Here is a 22199-nt window from a genome sequence, read left to right as displayed (position 1 = left end):
CTGGAATCCGCCTCGGCATGGCTCCCTCGAGAAGGAGGGAGCCGCAACCTCCCTCGATCGTGGTACCGAATATGGCACCGATTTCGGTACCATCCAGGTATGGCTCTCAATCTTCGACTGGGCCCCGAAGCCGAGGCCGCCCTGCGCGCAGAGGCGGAACGGACCGGCCGCTCCCAGCAGGAGTTGCTCCGCGCGGCGGTCGATCAGTTCCTGGGGATCGGCGATGCGCGAGCCCCGCAGCACGAATGGGACCACTTGATCACCTCCGGAAAGGTGCTCCCACCGCGAGGCGTCTACCGGAAGGTCGTCCCCACGAAGACGCTCCCGCCCGGGCAGCACAGCAGCGATCTGCTCGACCGTGACGACCGCTTCTGATGCGCGTCTACGTGGACAGCAGCGCCCTGCTCAAAAGAGCGGTGCGGGAAGCCGAGTCCGAACCGCTTGCCGAGGAGATCGACCGGTTCCACCGCGAGGGCGTGCTGCTGGTCTCGACGTCGCTGGCGTGGACGGAAGTCGCCCGCGCACTGCGCAACAGAGGCTCCATGTCGTACCAGGAAGTGGCCGACGATCTTCGCGCCGCCATGTCCGGGATCGCCGAACATCCGCTGGACTCAGAGATCATGAATCTGTCCCGCCGAGTCGAGCCGGACCTGTTGCGGTCTTTGGATGCGATCCATCTCGCCGCGGCCATCGCGCTGGACGCGGACCTGATGATCACTTACGCCGCGCGGCTTGCGGACGCAACCGTGAAAAACGGCATCTTGGTCAGCGCCCCTGGTTAGAACGCGGGATTCCGCCGCGCTGATGCTCACAGCAGGCGTTGGACGACGGCGTCGGCGAGGAGGCGGCCGCGGTCGGTGAGCACGCAGCGGCCCGTGCTCAGGGCGTCCGGGCGCAGGAGGCCGTCTTCGGCGGCCTGCTTCGCGGCCAGGACCCCGTCGGCGGTGAGCGCGGACAGCGGGAGTCCTTCGGCGACGCGGAGCTCCAGCATGATCCGCTCCACCCGCTGGTCCTCGGTGTCGAGCAGCTCCCTGGCGTGCGCGGGGGAACGGCCCTCCGCCAGCAGCGCCGAGTAGCGGGCCGGGTGCTTGACGTTCCACCAGCGGACGCCGCCGACGTGGCTGTGCGCGCCGGGACCGGCGCCCCACCAGTCACCGCCCTGCCAGTAGCCGAGGTTGTGCGCGCACCGCGCGGCGTCGCCGGTGGCCCAGTTGGAGACCTCGTACCAGCGCAGACCGACCTCGGCCAGCGTCGAATCGATGATCTCGTAGCGGTCGGCGAGCACGTCCTCGTCCGGCATCGGCAGCTCGCCGCGGCGCACCTTGCGGGCCATCGCGGTGCCGTCCTCGACGATCAGCGAGTACGCCGAGACGTGGTCCACTCCCGCGTCGAGCACCGCGCGCAGCGAGGCCCGCAGGTCGTCGTCGGTCTCCCCCGGCGTGCCGTAGATCAGGTCCAGGTTCACGTGCTCGAAGCCCGCCGCCCGCGCCTCGCGCGCCGCGGTCACGGCTCGTCCCGGAGTGTGGTTGCGCTCCAGCACCCGCAGGACGTGCTCGGCGGCGGACTGCATGCCCAGCGAGACCCGGTTGTAGCCGCCCTCGCGGATGCCGGCGAAGAACTCCGGCGAGGTCGACTCGGGGTTGGACTCGGTCGTGATCTCGGCGTCGGCGGTGAGGCCGAACGAATCCCGGATGGCGGACACCACGGAGGAGAGCCGCTCCGCGCCGAGCAGTGACGGCGTGCCGCCGCCGACGAACACGGTGCGGGCCGCCGGAACCGTCCCGCCGCCGGCGGCCAGCGCCCGCGCGCCGAGGTCGAGTTCGGCGCGCAGCCCGTCCAGCCAGTCCGCGAAACCACCCGAAGAGCCCAGCTCATCGGCGGTGTAGGTGTTGAAGTCGCAGTAGCCGCAGCGCGTGGCGCAGAACGGGACGTGCACGTACACGCCGAAGGGGCGCTCGCCGAGCCCGGTCAGGGCGCTCGCGGGCAGTGATCCGTCCGGCGGAGCCGGTTCACCTGGTGGTGGCTGCGAAGGCACCCGTCCAGTGTCCCAAAGTGCGCGTGAGCAGCCGGAGCGCGCCGGAGTTTGACCCTCGTCTCACTATCCGGTTGACGTTGGACCACAGGGTGGACGCGTGGCACGCTGGCCGTCATGGGTGCGCCCGCAACAAGGCTGCTGTTGGTCGCTCGTCGCTACCTGGATCTGCGACGGGTCTCCAGCGCACTGTGCCGTCTTACGGGCTGAACCCGCCGTCGCGTTCCGAACTGTCCAGTCGGCGCCGGGGACACGCCGACTGCGAGACCTCCTGACTGGCCTCCGCGCGGCGTCGACCCGAGTGCCTCGTCCACCACCACGGAGGTCGGGCCATGGTCCCCCCGACGGAAGCTCAAAGCCGTACCGAGCGCCGCGCCCCAGCCCGCAAGGGCAAGACGCGTGGTGAGGGTCAGTGGGCGCTCGGCTACCGCGAACCGCTGAACGCGAACGAGCGGTCGAAGAAGGACGACAACCCGCTCAACGTCCGCCACCGGATCGAGACGATCTACGCGCACGGCGGCTTCGACTCCATCGACCCCGCCGACCTGCGCGGACGTTTCCGCTGGTGGGGTCTCTACACGCAGCGCGCCGCCGGGATCCCCGGGGCCCGCACCGGCACCATCGAGCCGGAAGAGCTCGACGCCTCCTACTTCATGCTCCGAGTCCGCGTCGACGGCGGCGCGATGACCACCGAGCAGCTGCGCGTCGTCGGTGAGATCTCGCAGACCTACGCCCGCGACACCGCGGACATCACCGACCGGCAGAACGTGCAGCTGCACTGGATCCGGGTCGAGGACATGCCGACGATCTGGGAGAAGCTGGAGTCGGTCGGCCTCTACACCACCGAGGCCTGCGGCGACTGCCCGCGAGTGCTGCTGGGCTCCCCCGTCGCGGGGGTCGCGGCGGACGAGATCATCGACGCCACCCCTGCGATCAAGGAGATCACCGAGCGCTACATCGGTGACAGGTCGCTGTCGAACCTGCCCCGCAAGTTCAAGACCGCGATCAGCGGTTCCCCGCGCTGGGACACCGTGCCGGAGATCAACGACATCTCGCTGGTCGGCGTGGAGCACCCGGAGCACGGCCCCGGTTTCGACCTGTGGGTCGGCGGCGGCCTGTCGACGAACCCGAAGCTGGCCGTGCGGCTGGGCGCCTGGGTGCCGATCGAGGAGGCCGCCGAGGTGTGGCACGCGGTGACCTCCCTGTTCCGCGACTACGGCTACCGCAGGCTGCGGCACCGGGCCCGGTTGAAGTTCCTCGTCGACGACTGGGGCGCCGAGAAGACGCGGCAGGTCATCGAGGACGAGTACCTCGGCCGCAAGCTGCTCGACGGTCCCAAGCCGGAGACGCCGAGCGGGCACCGCGACCACCTCGGGGTGAACCCGCAGGTCGACGGCAACTTCTACGTCGGCGTGAAGTCGCAGGCCGGTCGGGTCAGCGGTTCGACGCTGGTGGAGGTCGCGAAGGCCGCCGAGCGCGTCGGATCCGCCCGCGTGCGAACCACCGTGGAGCAGAACCTGCTGGTGCTGGACGTGCCGCAGCAGCAGGTCGAGGGCCTGGTCGCGGACCTGGCCGGGCTCGGCCTGCACAGCACGCCGACGCCGTGGCGGCGCAACGTGATGGCCTGCACCGGCATCGAGTTCTGCAAGCTCGCGATCGTCGAGACCAAGCAGCGCGCCATCGACCTGATCAACGACCTGGAGCGGCGGCTGGACGACGTCCAGGGCGACGTCAAGGACCCGGTGACGATCAACCTCAACGGCTGCCCGAACGCCTGCGCCCGCACGCAGACCGCCGACATCGGACTCAAGGGCCAGATGGTGCGCGATGACGAGGGCAACCAGGTCGAGGGCTTCCAGGTGCACCTCGGTGGCGGGCTCGGCCTCGACGCCGGGTTCGGCCGCAAGATCCGCGGGCACAAGGTGACCTCGACCGATCTCGGCGACTACGTGGAGCGCCTGGTGCGCAACTACCTCGCCCAGCGCGAGCAGGACGAGCGGTTCGCGCAGTGGGTGGGCCGCGCCGAAGAGGACTCGCTCAAGTGAGTGCCGACGGCGGTGCCGCGCCGGAAGGCCGGATGGTGCCGTTCTACTGCCCTTACTGCGGCGACGAGGAACTGGTTCCGGAGGCGGAACCCGCGGGCGCCTGGAAATGCACGGCCTGCCTGCGGGTGTTCACCGTACGGCTCGTCGGACTGGCGAGCGGCTGAGGAGACGGAGACTCATGACTGCTGAGACCACCACGGACATCCCCGCCACCGGCATCGGCGTGCGCCGCAGCGACGAGGAGCTGCGCGCGCTGGTCGAGGAGGCCGCTCCCCGCCTGGCCGAGGCGAGCGCCGAGGAGGCGCTGCGCTGGGCCGCCGAGACCTTCGGCGACGGCTTGATCGTCGCCTCCAACATGCAGGACGCCGCGCTGGTCGACCTGGCGGCGAAGCAGCAGCCGGGCGTGGACGTGCTGTTCCTGGAGACCGGCTACCACTTCGCCGAGACCATCGGCACCCGCGACGCGGTGGCGCAGGTCTACGACGTGAACATCGTCAACGCGCAGGCCGCGCAGTCGGTGGCCGAGCAGGACGCGGCGGAGGGCCCGAAGCTGCACGACCGCGATCCGGGGCGCTGCTGCTTCCTGCGCAAGGTCGTGCCGCTGCGCGACACCTTGGCCCGCTACGAGGCCTGGGTGACCGGGGTGCGCCGGGTTGAGGCCCCGACGCGGGCGAACACGCCGATCGTGACCTGGGACGACCGCAACGGCCTCGTCAAGATCAACCCGGTCGCGGCGTGGAGCGACGACGAGATGAACGCCTACATCGAGCAGCACGGCGTGCTGGTGAACCCGCTGGTGCCCGCCGGCTACCCGTCGATCGGCTGCGCGCCGTGCACGGCGAAGCCCGCGCCGGGCGCCGACCCGCGCAGCGGGCGCTGGGCGGGAACGTCGAAGACCGAATGCGGCCTGCACGGCTGATCAGAAGGAGTCCTTGCGGATCGAGTCGCGCGGCGGATCGATCAGCGGAACCGCAGCGGCTTCCTCGCTGACGAGCCACAGGACTAGGACCACCGTGCAAGGACTCGCCTGCACGCACACCCGGAGAGGATGGGTATGACCGCCGAGCAACAGCTCGACCTGCCGGAGGACCCGGTGTCCACGGGGGCACCGCCGCAGGTCGACAACCTCGACGCCCTGGAGTCCGAGGCCATCCACATCTTCCGCGAGGTGGCAGGGGAGTTCGACCGGCCGGTGATCCTGTTCTCCGGCGGCAAGGACTCGACGGTGCTGGCGCACCTGGCGATCAAGGCGTTCCGCCCGGCGGCGGTGCCGTTCCCGCTGCTGCACGTGGACACCGGGCACAACTTCGACGAGGTCATCGCGTTCCGCGACCGGCTCGTCGCGAAGCACGACCTGCGGCTCGTGGTGGCCTCGGTGCAGGACTACATCGACGACGGCAGGCTCACCGAGCGCCCCGACGGCATCCGCAACCCGCTGCAGACCACGCCGCTGCTGGACGGGATCACGGAGAACAAGTTCGACGCGGTCTTCGGCGGCGGCAGGCGCGACGAGGAGCGGGCGCGGGCGAAGGAGCGCATCTTCAGCCTGCGCAACGCCTTCGGCCAGTGGGATCCGCGCCGCCAGCGCCCGGAGCTGTGGAACCTCTACAACGGCAGGCACCGTCCCGGTGAGCACGTGCGGGTGTTCCCGCTGTCGAACTGGACGGAACTCGACATCTGGCGCTACATCCAGCGCGAGAAGATCGAGCTGCCGGACATCTACTACGCGCACCGCCGCGAGGTGTACCAGCGCGACGGCATGTGGCTGACCTCGGGACCGTGGGGCGGCGCCCGCGACGGCGAGACCGTCGAGGAGAAGATCGTCCGCTACCGCACCGTCGGCGACGGCTCCTGCACGGGCGCCGTGGAGTCCGAGGCGTACACGGTGGACGACGTGATCGCCGAGGTCGCCGCGAGCCGGCTCACCGAGCGCGGCGCGACGCGGGCCGACGACCGGATGTCGGAGGCCGCGATGGAGGACCGCAAGCGGGAGGGCTACTTCTGATGACCGAGACCACGACCCGCACCGCACCGGATTCCGGTGCCGAAGTGGTGCTGCCGGTGCACACGGACCTGCTGCGGTTGGCCACTGCCGGTTCGGTCGACGACGGCAAGTCGACCCTGGTGGGCCGGTTGCTGCACGACACGAAGTCGGTGCTGGCCGACCAGCTGGACGCGGTGCACCGCGCCAGCGCGGACCGGGGCCTGCAGACGCCGGACCTGTCGCTGCTGGTGGACGGCCTGCGCGCGGAGCGCGAGCAGGGCATCACGATCGACGTGGCCTACCGGTACTTCGCGACGCCGAAGCGGACGTTCGTGCTCGCCGACACCCCGGGGCACGTGCAGTACACCCGCAACACGGTGACCGGCGCGTCCACGGCGCAGCTGGCGATCCTGCTGGTGGACGCGCGCAAGGGCGTCATCGAGCAGACCCGCAGGCACGCGGCGGTGCTGGCGCTGCTGGGCGTGCCGCAGCTGGTGCTCGCCGTCAACAAGATCGACATGGTGGACTACGACGGCGCGATCTACGAGCGCATCGCCGCGGAGTTCGCCGGGCACGCCCGCGCGCTCGGCTACGCCGACGACGACGTGGTCACGATCCCGGTGTCGGCGCTGCACGGCGACAACGTGGTGGAGCGCTCGGAGCGCACCCCGTGGTACTCGGGGCCCGCGCTGCTGGAGCACTTGGAGACGGTGCCGGTCGCGCCGGACCCGTTCGACGCGCCGTTCCGGATGCCGGTGCAGTACGTGATCCGGCCGCGCACGGCCGAGCTCCCGGACTACCGCGGCTACGCGGGCCAGGTGTCGGCGGGCGTGATCGCGCGGGGCGACGAGGTCGTCGTGCTGCCCGCGGGCATCCGCACTCGAGTGTCCCAAGTGGACACTCCGGACGGGCCGGTGCCGCGCGCTGCGGCAGGGCGTTCGGTGACGTTGCTGCTGGAAGACGACGTGGACCTGTCCCGGGGCGATCTGATCGCCGCGGCGGACTCCGCGCCGCGGGTCATCGACGAGCTCGACGCCACCGTCTGCTGGCTGGCCGAGAAGCCGTTGCAGCCGGGCGCGCGGGTGCTGGTCAAGCACGGCACCCGGACCGTGCAGGCCATGGTGACGGAGCTGTCGGCGCGCTTCGACGAGCAGGAACTGGCCAGTGTGGACACTCCGGATGCGTTGCAGCTCAACGAGATCGGTCGCGTGCAGCTGCGCACCGCCGAGCCGCTGCCGGTGGACGAGTACGCCGAGTCCCGGCGCACCGGCTCGTTCCTGGTGATCGACCCGGCGGACGGCACCACGCTGGCCGCCGGCCTGATCGGGCTGCCGCTGGCTCCGCTCGCGGCGGCCGTCGCGAGCTGACGCGGTGCGGCCCGCCCTGATCGCCGTCGCGCACGGCAGCCGGGACCCTCGCTCGGCGCGCACCGTCCACGCCCTGCTGGACGTGGTGCGCGCCGAGCGCCCCGACCTGGACGTGCGCGCCGCCTTCCTGGACCTGTCCGCGCCGCGGGTGGGCGACGTGCTCAGCGCGGTGCACGCCGACGGGCACCGCGAAGCGGTGATCGTGCCGCTGCTGCTGGGCAGCGCCTTCCACGCGAAGGTGGACCTGCCCGCCGTCGTCGCCGAGGCGGGCGCGCGGCTGCCGGGGTTGCGGCTGCGCACCGCGGACGTGCTCGGTCCGGACCCGCTGCTGGAGTCGGCGGCGCTGGACCGGCTCGCCGAAACCGGTGCCACCACGGCGGATTCCGAGCTGGGCGTGGTGCTCGCCGGGGTCGGCTCGGCGCACGCCCCGGCCAACCGGCTCGTCGCGCGGGTCGCCGAGCGGTGGCAGCAGCGGACTTCGTGGGCGGGCGCGGTCGCCGCGTTCGCGACCGCCGCCGAACCCGACGTGCCCGCCGCGATCTCCCTGCTGCGGGAACGCGGTGCCCGCCGGATCGCGGTGGCGTTCTGGTTCCTCGCTCCCGGCCTGCTCACCGACCGCGTCATCGACGCCGTCGAAACCCACGCCGCGGGGGATTCCCCGCTGATCGCCGCGCCGATGGCCGACTCCCCCGCCGTCGCCGAGCTCGTCCTCACCCGCCACGCGCAGGCCCTGGACCGCGACGAGGACACCACCGGCGTCGCGTGATCCGGCCACTCACATGGCGGAATCCCCGGATTCACGGTTCGACGTTCGGCCCAGCGCGCGGCGCCGAGCGGGGCAGCGGATTGGGCCGTTCTTGCGGAATTCCGACAAGTTCGCCCAGGTGCGCAACCATCCGGGCAAGATGCGGTTCGTGCGGCCCCGACATGGGCGCACCGACGCCCGGCGGCGGCCCGGTTACCCCGACTTCGGGTCGCCGCCGGGTGGCCCGGTTCGTCCGGAGCCGCCCGGTTCCTCACCCCTCCGGCTGAGATCACCCTCGCTGACGCAGGGTGTTTTTGTGGAACACTAAACTTCACCCCAAGTGGCCATGAGAGAGTGCGGATCAACTACGCGACGGTGGCGCGTCGCAGCGCAGCCGAGCGGTATCGCGGCGCGAAACCACACTTTCGGGTGAGCCAGTGAACCTCGGCGGCAAGGATCAAGGTGCAACGACAAGTCGGGGGCGAGTGCGGGAGATGAACACCCAGCAGCCGAGCCGGCCGGTGATCACGCCGGCCATGCGGGAGCAGGCCGCCAAACAGCCGAACACCTGGCTGTACGTGGTGGATCCGATCTTCAGCGACCCGAACGCGGAAGTGCCGCCCTGGGGCTTCATCGGCGGCTACCGGGTCGACGAACGCGGCGAGCTCACCGACGACTTCTCCCCGAACCCGAACTACCGCCCCTCCCCCGTCGCGCTGCGGCTGCCCGCACCGACCAACGACGTCGAGCGCGCGCTGCAGCTGACCACCACCGGCTACGCGCAGGCCCCCACCCTGCTCGCGGCGCTGCTGGACGCCGAGCTGATCCTGTTCGCACAGCCTCAGGGCAGCGGCCTGTTCACCATGGACCACGACTCGGGGCGCCGGCAGCTGCAGCTGTTCACCTCGGACGCCTACCTCCCGGCGAACTGGACGACCTGGCAGCGCATGACCGGCAGGCAGCTCGTCGAGCGCAACCCCACCGGCATGGACCTGCAGATCAACCCGACGAGCCAGGTCAAGGCACGCATCCCCGGCGAAGACCTGATCAAGTCGGCCGGTACCCGCGGCGCTCCGACCCCCGCACCCGCGAACCCCGCTCCGGACGTCACGCAGCCCGCGAAGGTGCCGACCGCCGAGCAGCAGGCCCCGGACCCCATCACCAGCGACCGGGGGCAGCGCTTCCTCGGCAGCGTGCTGGCCGCCGCCGCGGGCGACGCGCTGGGCGCACCGATCGAGACGTACCCGGTGGAGCAGATCCGCAGCCGCTTCGGCGAGCGCGGCGTCACCGACTACGAGCGCGGCGGCGACCACCCCGGCGAGTTCACCGACGACACGCAGCTGATCCTGTTCACGCTGGAAGGCCTCATCCGCGGCCACGTCGCGGCGCGGGGCGGCGCCACCGGCGGCCCGCTGGCCGCCGTCCAGCTCGGCTACCAGCGCTGGCTGCACACCCAGGGCCACGCGTGGTCGCGGGCGGCGGGCCCGTTCGCCGAGCGGCACCCGGAGCCCGACGGCTGGCTCATCGCCGAACGCGACCTGTTCGCCGTGCGCTCCCCGAACAGTGAGTGCATCACCGCGCTGCGCGAGTTCGCCTCCATCGGCGCGCCCGGCACGTTCCAGCGCCCCATCAACGACTCCGACGACAACACCGGCGTGGTGCGCGCGGCACCGTTCGCGCTGTGGTCCGAGGACCCCCGCGAGGTGTTCCGGCTCGCCGCGGCCGGTGCCGCGCTGACCTGCTCGAAGCCCAGCGGCTACCTGCCCGCCGGGGTGCTCGCCGTGCTGGTGCACGGCCTGCTGGGCGGCGCCGCGCTGCCGGAGGCGCTGAACGCGGCCCGCGACCTGCTCGTCGAGTGCGACGGGCACCAGCAGACCGAGCGGTTGTTGCTGGTCGCCGAGGACCTCGCCGCGCAGGGCGCGCCGACCGCGGAACAGATCAAGGACCTGCTCGGCGGCGGCTGGACCGGGCACGAGGCCCTGGCCATCGCCGTGTGCGCGGCGCTGAGCCACGACGGCATCGGCCCCGCCGTGATGGCCGCGGTGAACCACTCCGGCGACAGCGATTCGACGGGGGCCATCTGTGGTGCGATCGTCGGTGCCCGCGAAGGCGTGTCCGCGATGCCGGGAGTGTGGCTGCGCGACCTCAAGCAGCGGGAGACGATCGAGAAGCTGGCCACCGACGCGCTGGTGGAGTTCGGCCCGCAGCCGCGCACCGACGAGACCTGGTCGCAGCGCTACCCCGCCGAGCGGGACCTCATCGACCTGGACTTCGAGTCCGAGCTGCCGCGCACCGTGCGGGACAACGCCGTGGCGCGGACCTCCGAGCAGCCCGCGGTCCAGGACGGCGCCAAGGCGGCGAGCGGCGAGCAGGCCGCGAAGGGCGACGCCGGGACCGGCACCGCCGCGACGACCGCGGGGAAGTCCGATCCGGTGGCGCGGTTCCCGATCCCGGCGGGCGCGTCCGCCGGGAAGACCGAGTCCGCCGCGGGTGGTTCGGCGAAGCAGGACGAGACCGCGCCGGCCGCGCAGTCCACTTCGGACTCCGCTGCCGAGCTGGCGCCCGGTGGCCGGACCGCCGCCGCCGTCCCGGCGGACGGGTCCGAGGACTCCGCCGCGCCCGCTGCCGCCGAGGAAGCGGCCTCCGCGGACGAGCCCGCGCAGCAGACCACCGGGAAGCCCCCGGTTCCGGCGGACGAGGAGGACTCGGCCGACGACGAGGCGGCGCAGGCCCCCGCCGACGCCGAGAAGTCCGGCACTCCGCCGCTGCCCACCATGGGTTCCTGGCCCACGTCCTCCCCGGCGAACGGCGAGACCGCCCCGCCGCAGGAGAAAGCCCAGGCCGCACCGGCGGCGCAGCAGCCCGCGACCCGCCCGGCGACGCCCCAGCCCTCCTACAGCGGCCCCACCCGCACCCTCAGCGAGCCCGCGACCGAGCGCGGCGCCCGCATCCTCGGCTGCCTGCTCGGCGGCGCGGTCGGCGACGCCCTCGGCTACCCCGTCGAGGACGACTCGATCGAGACCATCCGCGCCAAGCACGGAGCCGCGGGCGTGGTCGACTTCGTCGACGCGCACCGCCCCGGCGGCTCGATCAGCGACGACACCCAGCTGACCCTGTTCACCACCGACGGCCTGATCCGCGCCTCGATCCGCCGCAGGCTCTACGACGAGACCGATCCGGCCCCGCAGGTCCAGCACGCCTACCAGCGCTGGCTGCACACCCAGGGCTTCGACTGGAAGGAAGCGGGCGGCCCGATCGCCGCCGCGCCGCCGGACGGCTGGCTGATCCGGGAGAAGGGGCTGTTCGTGCGCCGCGCGCCGGGCGCCACCTGCGTGCAGGCGTTGCACGCCTACGCCACCAGCGGCCGGCTGGGCACCCTGACGAACCGGATCAACGACTCCAAGGGCTGCGGCGGCGTGATGCGCGCGGCCCCGGCCGGTTTCTGGTCGGCGGACCCCACCGAGACGTTCCGGGTGGGTGCGGCGACCGCCGCGCTCACCCACGGGCACCCGAGCGGGTTCCTGCCCGCGGGCGCGCTGGCCGTCATCGTGGCCCAGCTGCTCAGCGGCCGATCGCTGCCGGAGGGCGTGGATCGCGCGCTCACCGAGCTGTCCGGGTGGGAAGGCCACGAGGAGACCACGAGCGCGCTGCGCCGGGCGATCGAACTCGCCACCGAGGGCACTCCCACCCCGGAGCAGATCCAGCACCGGCTCGGCGAAGGCCGGGTCGGCGAGCAGGCGCTGGCCATCGCGGTGTGCGCCGCGCTCGCCCGGCCGTCCTCCTACGCCGACGCCGTGGTGCTGGCCGCGAACCACTCCGGCGACAGCGACGCGACCGCCTCGATCTGCGGGAACATCATGGGCGCCGCGCACACCGCGAGCGCCGTTCCGCACGCGTGGCGGCAGCGGGTGGAGCTGGGCGAGGTCATCGAGCAGCTCGCGCGGGACGCGACGGAGGAGTTCGGGGAGCACCCGCCGTCGGTCCCGGAGTGGCTGCGCCGCTACCCCGCGGGCAGCGCGCCCGGGGCGAAGGCGGCGCCGCCGCGCAAGCCCGAGCGCCCGGCCGAGCCGAAGCAGCGCACGGCGGTGCCGGAGACCGCGGCGGAGACCACCGCGGTGCTCGCCCCGATCCCGGCCATCACCGACGACGAGCCCGCTCCGCCGGCTGCGGGGGCCGCTCCGGCGTCCGCGGCTCCGCGAGCACCCGAGGCTTCTCCGGCTTCCGCGACTCCAGCGGCACCCGAGGCCTCCCCGGCGTCGGCGACGCCGCAGGCGGCCAAGGCTTCCGCGACTACTGCGGCATCCGAAGCGCCCGCGGTCTCGGAGGCTCCGGCCACGCCGGAGGCCCCAGCAACGTCGACATCTCCGGCCACGCCGGAGGTTCCCGCACCGTCGAAGTCCCCGGCCACGCCGGAGGTTCCCGCCGCGGCGGAGGTTCCCGCCGCTGCCGAGACCGCTGCCCCGGCCGATGCTTCCGCCGACGAGGAGGCCGGCGACGGCCTCAACGACGAGGAACTGCGGCTGCTCGCCGCGTGGCGCAAGTTCCGCGACGGCGAGGACGACACCCCCAACGACCTCTCCGAAGGCCTGCACAAGCTGCTCCAGGAGGCGTTCGGCGCCGAACGCGCCGCGCAGCTGGTGGCCGCGGGCGAAGCCGACGGGGAGCTCGCCGAGGAGGTCCCGGCGGCGCTGGACCGCCTGGACCGGCTCGCCGGATGCGCCCTGGGCGTGCTCGCGGGCGACGCGCTGGGCGCCCCGTGGACGTTCCTGTCCCAGCGGGCGATCCTGCGCCGCAATCCGGACGGCGTCCGCGAACCGGCCGAGTACCTCGGCGGCCGCGGCCGGTCCACCGCGGTGGGCCAGCAGTCGGTGTTCGTGCTGGACGGACTGCTGCGCAGCACCGTCCACAACGGACTGAACCGGCCCGGCGCCGAGCCGGTGGACCTGGTGCGCGGCACCATGCAGCACTGGGTGCTCACCCAGGGGGCGCCGATCGAGCCCGCCGTGCGGCCCGCCGCGCTCGCCGAGCAGGCCGTGCTGCGCGTGCAGCGGTTCCCCGACGAGGCCACCCTCACCGCGCTCGCCGGATGGGACGGCGAGAGCGCCGCCCCCACTCCGAGCACCCCGCCGAACCAGGCCACCGGCGCGGCCGCCGCGGCGCGGGGCGCCGTGGTCGGGCTGCACGCCGACACTCCCGGCGCGGCCGTCGAACTGGGCATCACGATCGGCGTGCTCACCCACGGCCACCCGGACGGCTACCTCCCGGCTGCGGCGGTCGCCGCGATGGTCGCCGCGCTGCGCGACGGCCAGACCCTGGCCGAGAGCGTGCACACCACGCTCAACGAGCTGAAGGCCTGGGAGGGCAACGAGAACACGGTCCGCTCGCTGCGCGACGCGCTCGAACTGGCCGAGCACGGCCCGGTTCCGGTGCCGGCGCTGGAGAAGCTCGGGGCCGGCAGGCACGCTCCGGCCGCGCTCGGTGTCGCGGTGGCCGCGGCCTTGACGCACCCCGACTCGTTCGCGGACGCGGTCGCGCTGGCCGCGACGCACTCCGGTGACTCCGCCGCCACCGCGGCCCTGTGCGGCGGGCTGCTCGGAGCGGCGCGCGGTGCGGCGGAGATCCCGCCGGAGTGGCTCGACCAGCTGGAGCTGCACGACCAGGTGGAGCAGCTGATCACCGACGCGCGCCGCGCCGAGACCGACCTGACCCCCGACGGCACGGCACCGGACTGGACCAAGCGGTACACGGGCTGAGGCGCCCTGGGGCCCGGTGCGCGCGAGGACTTCGCGGGCGGTGCCGCGCCAGCGCTGGGAGTAAGCGACCAGGGCGCTCGGCACCGCCACGAGTTCGCGGGGACGGCGCAGCGAAGGCGCTCGCCAAGGTGGTCCCGCGACGAGCAGGCCGAGGCACTGTCGCTCCCGCTGAGCAGCGCCCTCGGCCGGTGCCCCGCCAACGGCCGCCCCACTGGGCGGCATCCGGCTCGATCCCTGCGGGTGTCTCGCGAACACGACGATGTCCCGTCGGCCGCGCCGCTCGCGGCATCGATCCCGCAGCGAGCAAGCCGCCGGGGCCGCGCTGAACGACCGCCGTCGCGGATCGGGTTCGACGCCGGGTGCCGAGTTTCCACCACCCGCACCGCCGCGCAGAACAAGATCGAAGACAGGCAGTAACGTTGCACGGGTGACGGACGCGAGGGCCTCCGACGGGCTCACCGAGGCGGAACGGGCGTTGCTGGCGGCATACCGGGAACGGCGCCGTTCGGCGACGCCGGATTCGGCGACCGCGCGCTCGGATTCCGCCGAGGGCGCGGAATCCGACACGCCCGGACCGGGCACCTCGCCCTTGGCGTCGGCCGAGCCCGCCGACGCCGATGAGCGGCTGCTGCTGGAGAAGTGGCGGTCGTGGCGGGATCGTCCGCTGACCCGGCCGCCGTGGTTCGCGGCGTTGCGCCAGCGCATCGGCACCGATCCGGCACCGCCGGTGCCCGCGACCGGCCTCGCCGACGACTCCGGCTACCGGGCGGACGCCGCGAGCCGGTTCGCCGGGATGCTGCTGGGCGCCGCCTGCGCCGAATTCACCGTCGCGGGCCGCATCGGCGAACGCACCACGTCGGCGCTGTTCGCACTGGAGGGCGTGATCCGCGCGCACACCGCGCTGCGCGTGCACGGCGCCGCCGACGTCCCCGCCTCCGTCCTCAATGGACTGCAGCGGTGGCTGCACACCCGCGGGATCCCGTGGCAGGACTGCGTCGCCGACCCGGCCGAAGGACCGGACGGCTGGCTGGTCGACCGGCCCGAGCTGCGCGCCGACTCGGTCGACGACCCGGCGCTGCTCACCGCGCTGACCAGGATCGCCGCCGGGGGCAGGGCCTCCGCGCACGCGTCCGGCGCGTCGGGCGTACCGCTGGGCGCCGTGGCGGCGCTGTGGTCGGGCACCGCTGTGTTCGGCGGCGCCAAGGACCTCGCCGCCCTGTCCCACGGCCACCCGGACGGGCACCGTCCCGCCGGAGCGCTCGGCGTCGCGATCTCCCTGCTGCTGCGCGGAATTCCGCTGCACGAGAGCCTGTCCCGGGCCGTCGCGTCCTGGGAACCCGCCGACTCCCGGCCCGCGCTGCTGGACCGCGCGCTGCGCCTCGGCGCGACCAGCCCGGTCGGCTTCGCCCCCGGAGCCGCCCAGCTCGACGCGATGGGCGCGGGCCGCACCGGCACCGAGGCGCTCGCCGTGGCGTTGCGCGTCGCCGCCGCGTGCCCCGACGACTTCACCACCGCCGTCGCCGCCGCGGCCGACCACGGCGGCGACACCCGGACCACGGCCGTGCTGTGCGGCCAATTGCTCGGAGCCGCCCACGGGCCCGCCGCGATTCCCCTACCGTGGGCCGAGAAACCCGCCGCGCTCGCGGTGCTGGAACGGCTCGCCGAGGACGCCACCACCGAATTCGGTCCCTACCCGGACGAATCCGCCGAGTGGCTCCAGCGGTACCCCGTCGGCGCCCCTGCGCACGCCCCCGACCGGAGAAGGAGCCTGCACGCCGTGCCCAGACTCGCCGCCTCCAGGGACCGCTTCCTCGGAGCGGTGCTGGGATGCGCCATCGGTGAAGCACTCGGCACGCCCATCGCGGGCAGCGGCTGGGACGACATCCAGGACCGGCACGGGCCGCAGGGCCTGCGCAACTACGTGCCCGCCGGGCATCCCGCGGGACGCCTCGGCAGCGACACCCAGCTGCTGCTGTTCTCGCTCGAAGGCACCATCCGCGCCGGGGTGAGCCGCCGTACCGGCGAGGTCGCCGACCCGTCCCGGCACATCCAGCACGCCTACCAGCGCTGGCTGCACACCCAGCACCTCAGCTGGGGGCGCGCGGCGGGCGAATTCCTCAAGCACACCCCCGCCCCGGACGGCTGGCTGGTGGGGCACCGCGCCCTGTACCAGACCCGGAACCCGGGCCGCACCATGATGCGCACGCTCATCGCGTTCGCCAAGGGCCAACAACCGATGGGCACCCCGGACCACCCGGTCAGCGACTCGCAGGGCAGCACGGCGGTGATGCGGGCGGTCCCCGCGGCGTTATGGAGCGACGACCCGGCGGAGGTGTTCCGCGTCGGGCAGAACACGGCCGCGCTCACCCACGGCGATCCGGTCGCCTACCTCAGCGCGGGCACGCTCGCGTTCCTGGTGTCCCGGCTGCTCACCGGCTGCGACCTCGCCACTGCCGTCGACGAGGCGCTGGACGAGCTCAGCGGGCACCGCGGTCAGCAGGAGGTCTCCCGCAAGGTCGCCGCCGCGGTGCGCTACGCCGCGTCCGCCGAGACCACGCCGACCCACCTGGAAACCGGCATCGGCAACGGCTGGAGCGCCGCCGACGCGCTCGGCATCGGCCTGTACGCCGCGCTGGTGGCCGACGGCGACATCGACGTCGCGCTGCCGCTGGCGGTCAACCACTCCGGCAACTCCGCCACCACCGGCGCCGTCTGCGGCAGCCTCGTCGGCGCGCAGGCGGGGGCGGCGAAGATCCCGGACCGGTGGCGCACCGAGCTCGAACTGCACGACGTGATCGAACAGCTCGCCCACGACGCGAGCCTGGAGTTCGGCCCGCACCCCCCGGACACCGAAGACTGGACGACGCGCTACCCACCGACGTGAGGGCTTGCGTTCGCGCTCGGCCCGCGTAGTCGGGTATCGGAACCTCGGTTGTCATCTCACGGCGGGATTTTTCCCAAGTGGGCGCCGAAAAGCCGTCCGCACAAGAGGAAGGCCGAGCACCAGCGAGCGGTCGTCTCGTCACCGCTCAGCGGCGGGGACGAACGCCGCCAACCCGTCACGAAAGCGCGGGCTCCGGTGTTCCGGGCCTGGCTCCGATGCCGTCGGTGCGGCTAACGTGCGGCGCATGGGCGACGAACTCGTGCACCGCACCGTCGACGCGGGCATCGCGACGATCACGCTGGACTCCCCGCACAACCGCAACGCGCTGTCCGCGCAGCTGCGCCGCGAACTGCGCGATCACCTGGCCGCGGCGCTGGCCGAGGACTCCGTGCGGGTCGTCGTGCTCGCCCACACCGGACCGGTGTTCTGCGCCGGGATGGACCTCAAGGAATCCCGCTCCGCCGACGCGGACCAGCAAGGCGTGCGGGAGCTGCCCGAACTGCTCGAAGCGCTGTGGACCAGCCCGAAACCGGTCATCGCGAAACTGGCGGGGCCGGCGCGGGCCGGTGGTGTCGGCATCGTCGCGGCCTGCGACCTCGCCGTGGCCGCGGACACCGCGACGTTCGGCTTCTCCGAGGTGCGCATCGGCGTGGTGCCCGCGGTCATCTCGCTGACCGTGCTGCCCCGGCTGCAACCGCGCGCCGCGCACGAGCTGTTCCTGACCGGGGAGAACTTCGACGCGGCCCGCGCCGTCGAGATCGGCCTGCTGAACTCGGCGGTCCCCGCGGAGTCGCTGGACGCGGAGGTCGCCCGCTACGCCGACCTGCTCACCCGTGGCGCTCCGAACGCCCTGGCCGCCACCAAGGAACTGCTGCGGCGCCCGCGCGCGGCCACCATCAGCGAGGACTTCGACGCCGTCCTGGAGCTCTCCGCGAGCCACTTCGCCTCCGAGGAAGGCCAGGAGGGCATCCGCGCCTTCGCCGAGAAGCGCCCGGCCGCCTGGATCCCCCGCCGCCCGGAGTGATCGCGGGCGGGAACGCTCAGTCGCGGGTGAGGATCGTGGCGAAGCCGCGGCCGCAGATCGTGTTGCTGGCGGCGTCCTGCAGCACCGTGTTGATCTTCGCGTAGGCCTTCGGGTCGTGCTCCGCGAGGTTCTGCGCGCCGGACCAGATGAGCACGTGCTCGCCTTCCGGCAACCAGGACAGGTCGGTCAGGCAGTCGTAGAGCGCGTCCAGGTTGCGCCCGGCCCACTCGGGGAACGACAACACCGCCGCGATTCCGTCCAGCGCGGTCCGCTTGTTGATCAGGTCGCTGCCGTCGAGCACGTGCACGGACGCACCGCGCCGCTCCGCGTCCTCAGCCGCCGTCTTCGCGCTCACGCCAGGCTGCTCCAGCTTGCCCACCGCCGGCTCCTTCCGGATTACCTGAGGCTTTTTCGTCGCAAACATCCCACTCAACCACACACGTCAACAACCAGGAACAGGTGTTGTTCACCGCAATGCCGAGGCGATGCGCCACGGTCCGGAGCCCGCACGGTCACGCCAGCGACGCGGACGGCCCCGGAAGGGCGAACGCTCGCCACGGCACCGCCGAGACCGATGAATCCGGCAGAACGGGCACAGCCTGCCACACCAGCGTGCCCCCGCCGTCAACCGGCGTCGCGGAACGGTGCCCCGTCGTGCCCTGCTGGACGAACCACCCGATGACGACCAGCGCGATCAGGCCGACCAGGGCGATGGTGATGCGCTTGCGCGAACTCAACCTGCTCACGACACGTCCGTTCCGCGCGGGGTCCGCACCGGCGGCTCGGCGTCGCGCACTCGGGTCAGCTTCGCGCCGATCCCGTCGATGGCCCGGTCGAGGACGCGCGCCAGGTACCAGCACACCGGCAGCAGCACGACCAGGACCAGGGTCACCAGCAGCGGGTACCACAGCTGAACGAGCCACAGCTCGACGCCGTCCCACCACTCGAACAGCCAGTCCATCACGAGGCGCCAGCGTACGCCGGGACCTTCCGGGCCTCATCCCGCCCCGGCCGCGGGACGGCACCGGGGCCGTGCCGCGCGGCGACGGCGGTCACGGGCTGCCGGTGACCTCGGGGGACGCTTCCGCGGAGCGCTCCGAGTGCTCCCGGATGGAGCGGATGATGGCGCCGAAGTCGTACCCGCCGCCGCCTTCCTCGTTGAACCGCTGGTACAGCTCCGTGGCCAGCCGCCCGATCGACGCGTCGGTGCCGCTCTGCCGCGCCGCCGACTCCGCCAGCTTCAGGTCCTTGAGCATCAGGGCGGCCGAGAAGCCCGGCTCGTAGTCGTGGTTGGCGCGGCTGGTCTCCACCAGGTCCGGCACCGGGCAGTTCGTGGTCAGCGCCCAGCACTGGCCGGTGGAGATCGACGCCACGTCGTAGAGCGCCTGGTTGCTCAAGCCGAGCCGCTCGCCCAGCACGAAGGCCTCGCCGACGGCGACCATCGAAGCCCCGAGGATGAGGTTGTTGCACATCTTGGTGACCTGGCCGTTGCCCGGACCACCGCAGTGGATCACCTTGCGGGCCATCGGTTCCAGCAGCGACTCCGCGCGCTGGAAGTGCTCCTCGGCACCGCCGACCATGAACGTGAGGGTGCCCGCCTCGGCGCCCGCCGTGCCGCCGGAGACCGGCGCGTCCAGCGAGCCGAAGCCCTCCGCCCCGGCCAGCTCGTGCGCGGCCCTGGCGTCGGCGACGTCGACCGTCGAGGAGTCGACGAGCAGCGCGCCCGGTTCCGCCGCGGGCAGCACCTGCTCGTAGCAGTCCAGCAGGTGCTTGCCGCTGGGCAGCATCGTGATCACCGCTTCGGCACCGGCGACGGCCTCGGCGGCCGAGTCGGCCACGGTCACCCCGTTCGCGCGCGCCGCGTCCAGCGCCGCGGGCACCAGGTCGAACCCGCGCACGGTGTGCCCGGCCCTGACCAGGTTCGCCGACATCGGGCCGCCCATGTGGCCCAGCCCGATGAAACCGATGACAGCCATTGTCATGTTCCCTTCTGCGGGTGCGGTGGTTCGTTCCGGGCGCGCGGCCCGGGTGCTCAGGACCTGCCTTCGACCTCGGCCTGCGCGGGGCGGGCAGCGGAACCTCGCGCTCGACGTCCGCAACGCAGCTCACCCGGCAGGCGAGGTCAACGGCAGGCGGTCAGCCCGACAGGCCCAGTTCGTCCGCGCCGAGCGGGGCGAAGAACCGCTGCACCTGGTCTTCGCCCACGTCGTCGAGCCGGTTCGGCGACCACTTCGGGTCGCGGTCCTTGTCCACGAGGGTGGCGCGCACGCCCTCCACGAAGTCGCCCGCGGTGAGGCAGCGCAGCGCGATCCGGAACTCCTGGTCGAGCGCGACCTCCAGCGTGCCGGGACGGCTGCGCAAGGCGCGCAGCGTCAGCTTCAGCGAGGTCGGGGACTTCGTCTCGATCGCGTCCGCGGCCTGGCCGGCCGCCTCCTCCGGCCGGGCGCGCAGCCTCTCGAGGATCTGCGCCACGTCGTCCCCGGCGTAGGCGGCGTCGATCCACTCCCGCTGCGCCGCCACCGGGGACTCCGGCGCGGGCTCGGCGAACCTGGCCAGCGCCGCGTCCGCGTCACCGGTGGTCAAAGCCTTGACGAGGTCGTCGATGCGCTCGCTGGGCAGGTAGTGGTCGGCCAGCCCCAGCGCCACCGCGTCCGCGCCGCCGACGGGCGCGCCGGTCAGCGCCAGGTGCGTGCCGAGCTCGCCGGGGGCCTGCGAGAGCAGGAACGTACCGCCGACGTCGGGCACGAAGCCGATGCCGACCTCGGGCATGCCGATCTTCGTCCGTTCCGTCACGACCCGGTGCGAACCGTGCGCGGAGATGCCGACCCCGCCGCCCATGCAGACGCCGTCCATCAGCCCCACGACCGGCTTCGGGTAGTGCGCCAGCATCGTGTTGAGCCGGTACTCCTCGCTCCAGAACGCCTTCGGCAGCGAGTCGTCCTGCGCCTTCGCCGCGTCGTAGAGCGCCCGGATGTCGCCGCCCGCGCACAGGCCGCGTTCGCCCGCGCCCTCGATGAGCACCACCTGGACCTGGTCGTCGGAGCTCCACCGCCGCAGCGCGGCGGTGATCTCCCGGACCATCTCCAGGGTCAGCGAGTTGATCGCTTTGGGGCGGTTGAGCGTGATGCGTCCGAGCGCGCCCTCGACGCTGAGCAGAACCTGCTCCGGGGCGGGTGTTGTCATGATGCCGACTCCAGCAGTCCACGGGAAATGATCAGTCGCATGATCTCGTTCGTGCCCTCGAGGATCTGGTGCACGCGCAGGTCGCGCACGATCTTCTCCAGGCCGTACTCGGCAAGGTATCCGTATCCACCGTGGATCTGAAGCGCCTCGTTCGCCACGGTGAAGCCCACGTCGGTGGCCAGCCGCTTGGCCATCGCGCACAGCCTCGTCGCGTCCCCGTCGCGGGAGTCCAGCGCCCACGCGGCGCGCCACAGCAGCATCCGCGCGGCCTCCAGCTCGGTGGCCATGTCGGCGAGCTTGAACTGCAGCACCTGGAACTCGCTGAGCTTCGAGCCGAAGGCGCTGCGCTCCCGCACGTAGCCGAGGCTCTGGTCCAGTGCGGCCCGCGCACCGCCCAGCGAGCAGGACGCGATGCTGAGCCTGCCGCCGTCCAGCCCGGCCATGGCGATCTTGAACCCGATCCCCTCGGGGCCGAGGCGCCTGCTCTCCGGAACCCGCACGCCGTCGAGGATCACCTGGCGGGTGGGCTGGGCGTTCCAGCCCATCTTCTTCTCGTTCGGCCCGAACGAGAGCCCCTCGGAGCCGCTTTCGACGATGAACGTGGAGATGCCCTTCGAGCCGCTCTCCCCGGTCCGCGCCATCACCACGTACACGTCGGAGCTGCCGCCGCCGGAGATGAACTGCTTCACCCCGGTCAGCACGTAGTCGTCGCCGTCGCGCACCGCTCGGGTCTGCAGCGCCGCCGCATCGGACCCGGCTTCTGGTTCGGTGAGGCAGTAGCTCGCGCGGGTCTCCAGCGCGCACAGCGACGGCAGCCAGCGCGCCCGCTGCTCGGCGTCGCCGAAGCGGTCGATCATGCCCGCGACCATGTTGTGGATCGACAGGTACGCCGCCACCGAGGGATCACCGGAGGCCAGCGCCTCGAAGATGAGCACCGACTCGAACCGGCTCAGCCCGGTGCCGCCGTAGGCCTCGTCGACGTAGATGCCCCCGATGCCCAGCTCACCGGCGGCCCGCAGCACGTCGACCGGGAAATGCTTGTCCTGGTCCCACTGCACCGCGTGCGGCGCGAGCTGCTCGACCGCGAACTCGCGGGCGAGCTGCTGGATCGCCCGCTGGTCCTCGGTCAGCGCGAACGGCGACACCGCGCCGGAAGGTCCGGAAACCGCTGCTACCGACACG

General features: G+C 72.7%; 19 protein-coding genes. 12 read left to right on the top strand and 7 right to left on the bottom strand.

Annotated features, from left to right (window positions below):
* Positions 1 to 99: 99 nt before the first annotated feature.
* Positions 100 to 375 carry a ribbon-helix-helix protein, CopG family gene (locus ACWD38_RS04655; protein ID WP_184477710.1) on the top strand — a complete coding sequence of 92 codons (276 nt, stop codon included), beginning with the start codon at positions 100 to 102 and terminating at the stop codon, positions 373 to 375.
* Positions 375 to 782 (top strand): PIN domain-containing protein, encoded by a 408-nt coding sequence (locus ACWD38_RS04650; RefSeq protein ID WP_450123361.1) that lies wholly within the window; start codon positions 375 to 377, stop codon positions 780 to 782. The genes ACWD38_RS04655 and ACWD38_RS04650 overlap by 1 nt, the downstream gene beginning before the upstream one ends.
* Before the next feature lie 26 nt (positions 783 to 808).
* On the opposite strand, the gene hemW is transcribed toward ACWD38_RS04650, so the two are convergent.
* Positions 809 to 2035 carry a radical SAM family heme chaperone HemW gene (hemW, locus tag ACWD38_RS04645; protein ID WP_450123360.1) on the bottom strand — a complete coding sequence of 409 codons (1227 nt, stop codon included), beginning with the start codon at positions 2033 to 2035 and terminating at the stop codon, positions 809 to 811.
* A 114-nt stretch (positions 2036 to 2149) separates the two neighbouring features.
* Between hemW and ACWD38_RS04640 the strand changes: the two genes are divergently transcribed.
* From ACWD38_RS04640 to ACWD38_RS04595, 10 genes are all read left to right on the top strand, one after another.
* Positions 2150 to 2242 carry a putative leader peptide gene (locus tag ACWD38_RS04640; RefSeq protein WP_416309439.1) on the top strand — a complete coding sequence of 31 codons (93 nt, stop codon included), beginning with the start codon at positions 2150 to 2152 and terminating at the stop codon, positions 2240 to 2242.
* 122 nt (positions 2243 to 2364) lie between these two features.
* The gene (locus tag ACWD38_RS04635; protein ID WP_184477707.1) at positions 2365 to 4077 is read left to right on the top strand and encodes a nitrite/sulfite reductase; all 1713 of its coding nucleotides are present in this window, start codon (positions 2365 to 2367) and stop codon (positions 4075 to 4077) included.
* Entirely contained in the window at positions 4074 to 4241 is a 168-nt protein-coding gene (locus tag ACWD38_RS04630) for a hypothetical protein (RefSeq protein ID WP_425503525.1), read from the top strand. Before ACWD38_RS04635 ends, ACWD38_RS04630 begins: the two co-directional genes overlap by 4 nt.
* Positions 4242 to 4255: 14 nt before the next feature.
* On the top strand, positions 4256 to 4996 hold the full coding sequence (locus ACWD38_RS04625; protein WP_184477706.1) for a phosphoadenylyl-sulfate reductase: 741 nt from the start codon (positions 4256 to 4258) through the stop codon (positions 4994 to 4996).
* Between the two features lie 135 nt (positions 4997 to 5131).
* A complete protein-coding gene (gene cysD, locus ACWD38_RS04620) occupies positions 5132 to 6082 on the top strand; it encodes a sulfate adenylyltransferase subunit CysD (RefSeq protein ID WP_246456684.1) in 951 nt (316 codons plus the stop codon).
* Positions 6082 to 7428, top strand: a complete 1347-nt coding sequence (locus tag ACWD38_RS04615; protein ID WP_450123359.1) for a sulfate adenylyltransferase subunit 1 — start codon at positions 6082 to 6084, stop codon at positions 7426 to 7428. Before cysD ends, ACWD38_RS04615 begins: the two co-directional genes overlap by 1 nt.
* 4 nt (positions 7429 to 7432) lie before the next feature.
* Entirely contained in the window at positions 7433 to 8194 is a 762-nt protein-coding gene (locus ACWD38_RS04610; RefSeq protein WP_184477704.1) for a CbiX/SirB N-terminal domain-containing protein, read from the top strand.
* 473 nt (positions 8195 to 8667) lie between these two features.
* Complete coding sequence (locus ACWD38_RS04605; RefSeq protein WP_450123358.1) at positions 8668 to 13926, top strand: type VII secretion system-associated protein; 5259 nt, start codon at positions 8668 to 8670, stop codon at positions 13924 to 13926.
* Between the two features lie 427 nt (positions 13927 to 14353).
* A complete protein-coding gene (locus tag ACWD38_RS04600; RefSeq protein ID WP_450123357.1) occupies positions 14354 to 16810 on the top strand; it encodes an ADP-ribosylglycohydrolase family protein in 2457 nt (818 codons plus the stop codon).
* A gap of 244 nt (positions 16811 to 17054) precedes the next feature.
* Positions 17055 to 17834, top strand: coding sequence for an enoyl-CoA hydratase-related protein (locus tag ACWD38_RS04595; RefSeq protein ID WP_450123356.1), 780 nt, complete (start codon positions 17055 to 17057; stop codon positions 17832 to 17834).
* A gap of 16 nt (positions 17835 to 17850) precedes the next feature.
* Here the strand turns inward: ACWD38_RS04595 and ACWD38_RS04590 are convergent, their stop codons facing one another.
* The 6 genes from ACWD38_RS04590 to ACWD38_RS04565 all read right to left on the bottom strand — a co-directional run bounded on the left by ACWD38_RS04590 (position 17851) and on the right by ACWD38_RS04565 (position 22198).
* Positions 17851 to 18213 (bottom strand): barstar family protein, encoded by a 363-nt coding sequence (locus ACWD38_RS04590; protein ID WP_343071235.1) that lies wholly within the window; start codon positions 18211 to 18213, stop codon positions 17851 to 17853.
* A 133-nt stretch (positions 18214 to 18346) separates the two neighbouring features.
* Positions 18347 to 18580: a hypothetical protein gene (locus ACWD38_RS04585; RefSeq protein WP_246456683.1), complete on the bottom strand. Its 234-nt coding sequence runs from the start codon at positions 18578 to 18580 to the stop codon at positions 18347 to 18349.
* Positions 18577 to 18795, bottom strand: coding sequence for a hypothetical protein (locus ACWD38_RS04580; protein WP_221316169.1), 219 nt, complete (start codon positions 18793 to 18795; stop codon positions 18577 to 18579). The genes ACWD38_RS04585 and ACWD38_RS04580 overlap by 4 nt, the downstream gene beginning before the upstream one ends.
* Positions 18796 to 18886: 91 nt before the next feature.
* Positions 18887 to 19810, bottom strand: a complete 924-nt coding sequence (gene mmsB, locus ACWD38_RS04575; RefSeq protein ID WP_450123355.1) for a 3-hydroxyisobutyrate dehydrogenase — start codon at positions 19808 to 19810, stop codon at positions 18887 to 18889.
* A 160-nt stretch (positions 19811 to 19970) separates the two neighbouring features.
* Positions 19971 to 21017: an enoyl-CoA hydratase/isomerase family protein gene (locus tag ACWD38_RS04570; protein ID WP_450123354.1), complete on the bottom strand. Its 1047-nt coding sequence runs from the start codon at positions 21015 to 21017 to the stop codon at positions 19971 to 19973.
* Positions 21014 to 22198 carry an acyl-CoA dehydrogenase family protein gene (locus ACWD38_RS04565; RefSeq protein WP_343071234.1) on the bottom strand — a complete coding sequence of 395 codons (1185 nt, stop codon included), beginning with the start codon at positions 22196 to 22198 and terminating at the stop codon, positions 21014 to 21016. The genes ACWD38_RS04570 and ACWD38_RS04565 overlap by 4 nt, the downstream gene beginning before the upstream one ends.
* Position 22199: the final 1 nt, after the last annotated feature.

Source organism: Saccharopolyspora sp. NPDC002578, from assembly GCF_053592695.1.
The sequence above is the reverse complement of the archived record's forward strand: the minus strand, read 5'-3'. Positions and strand labels throughout refer to the sequence as shown.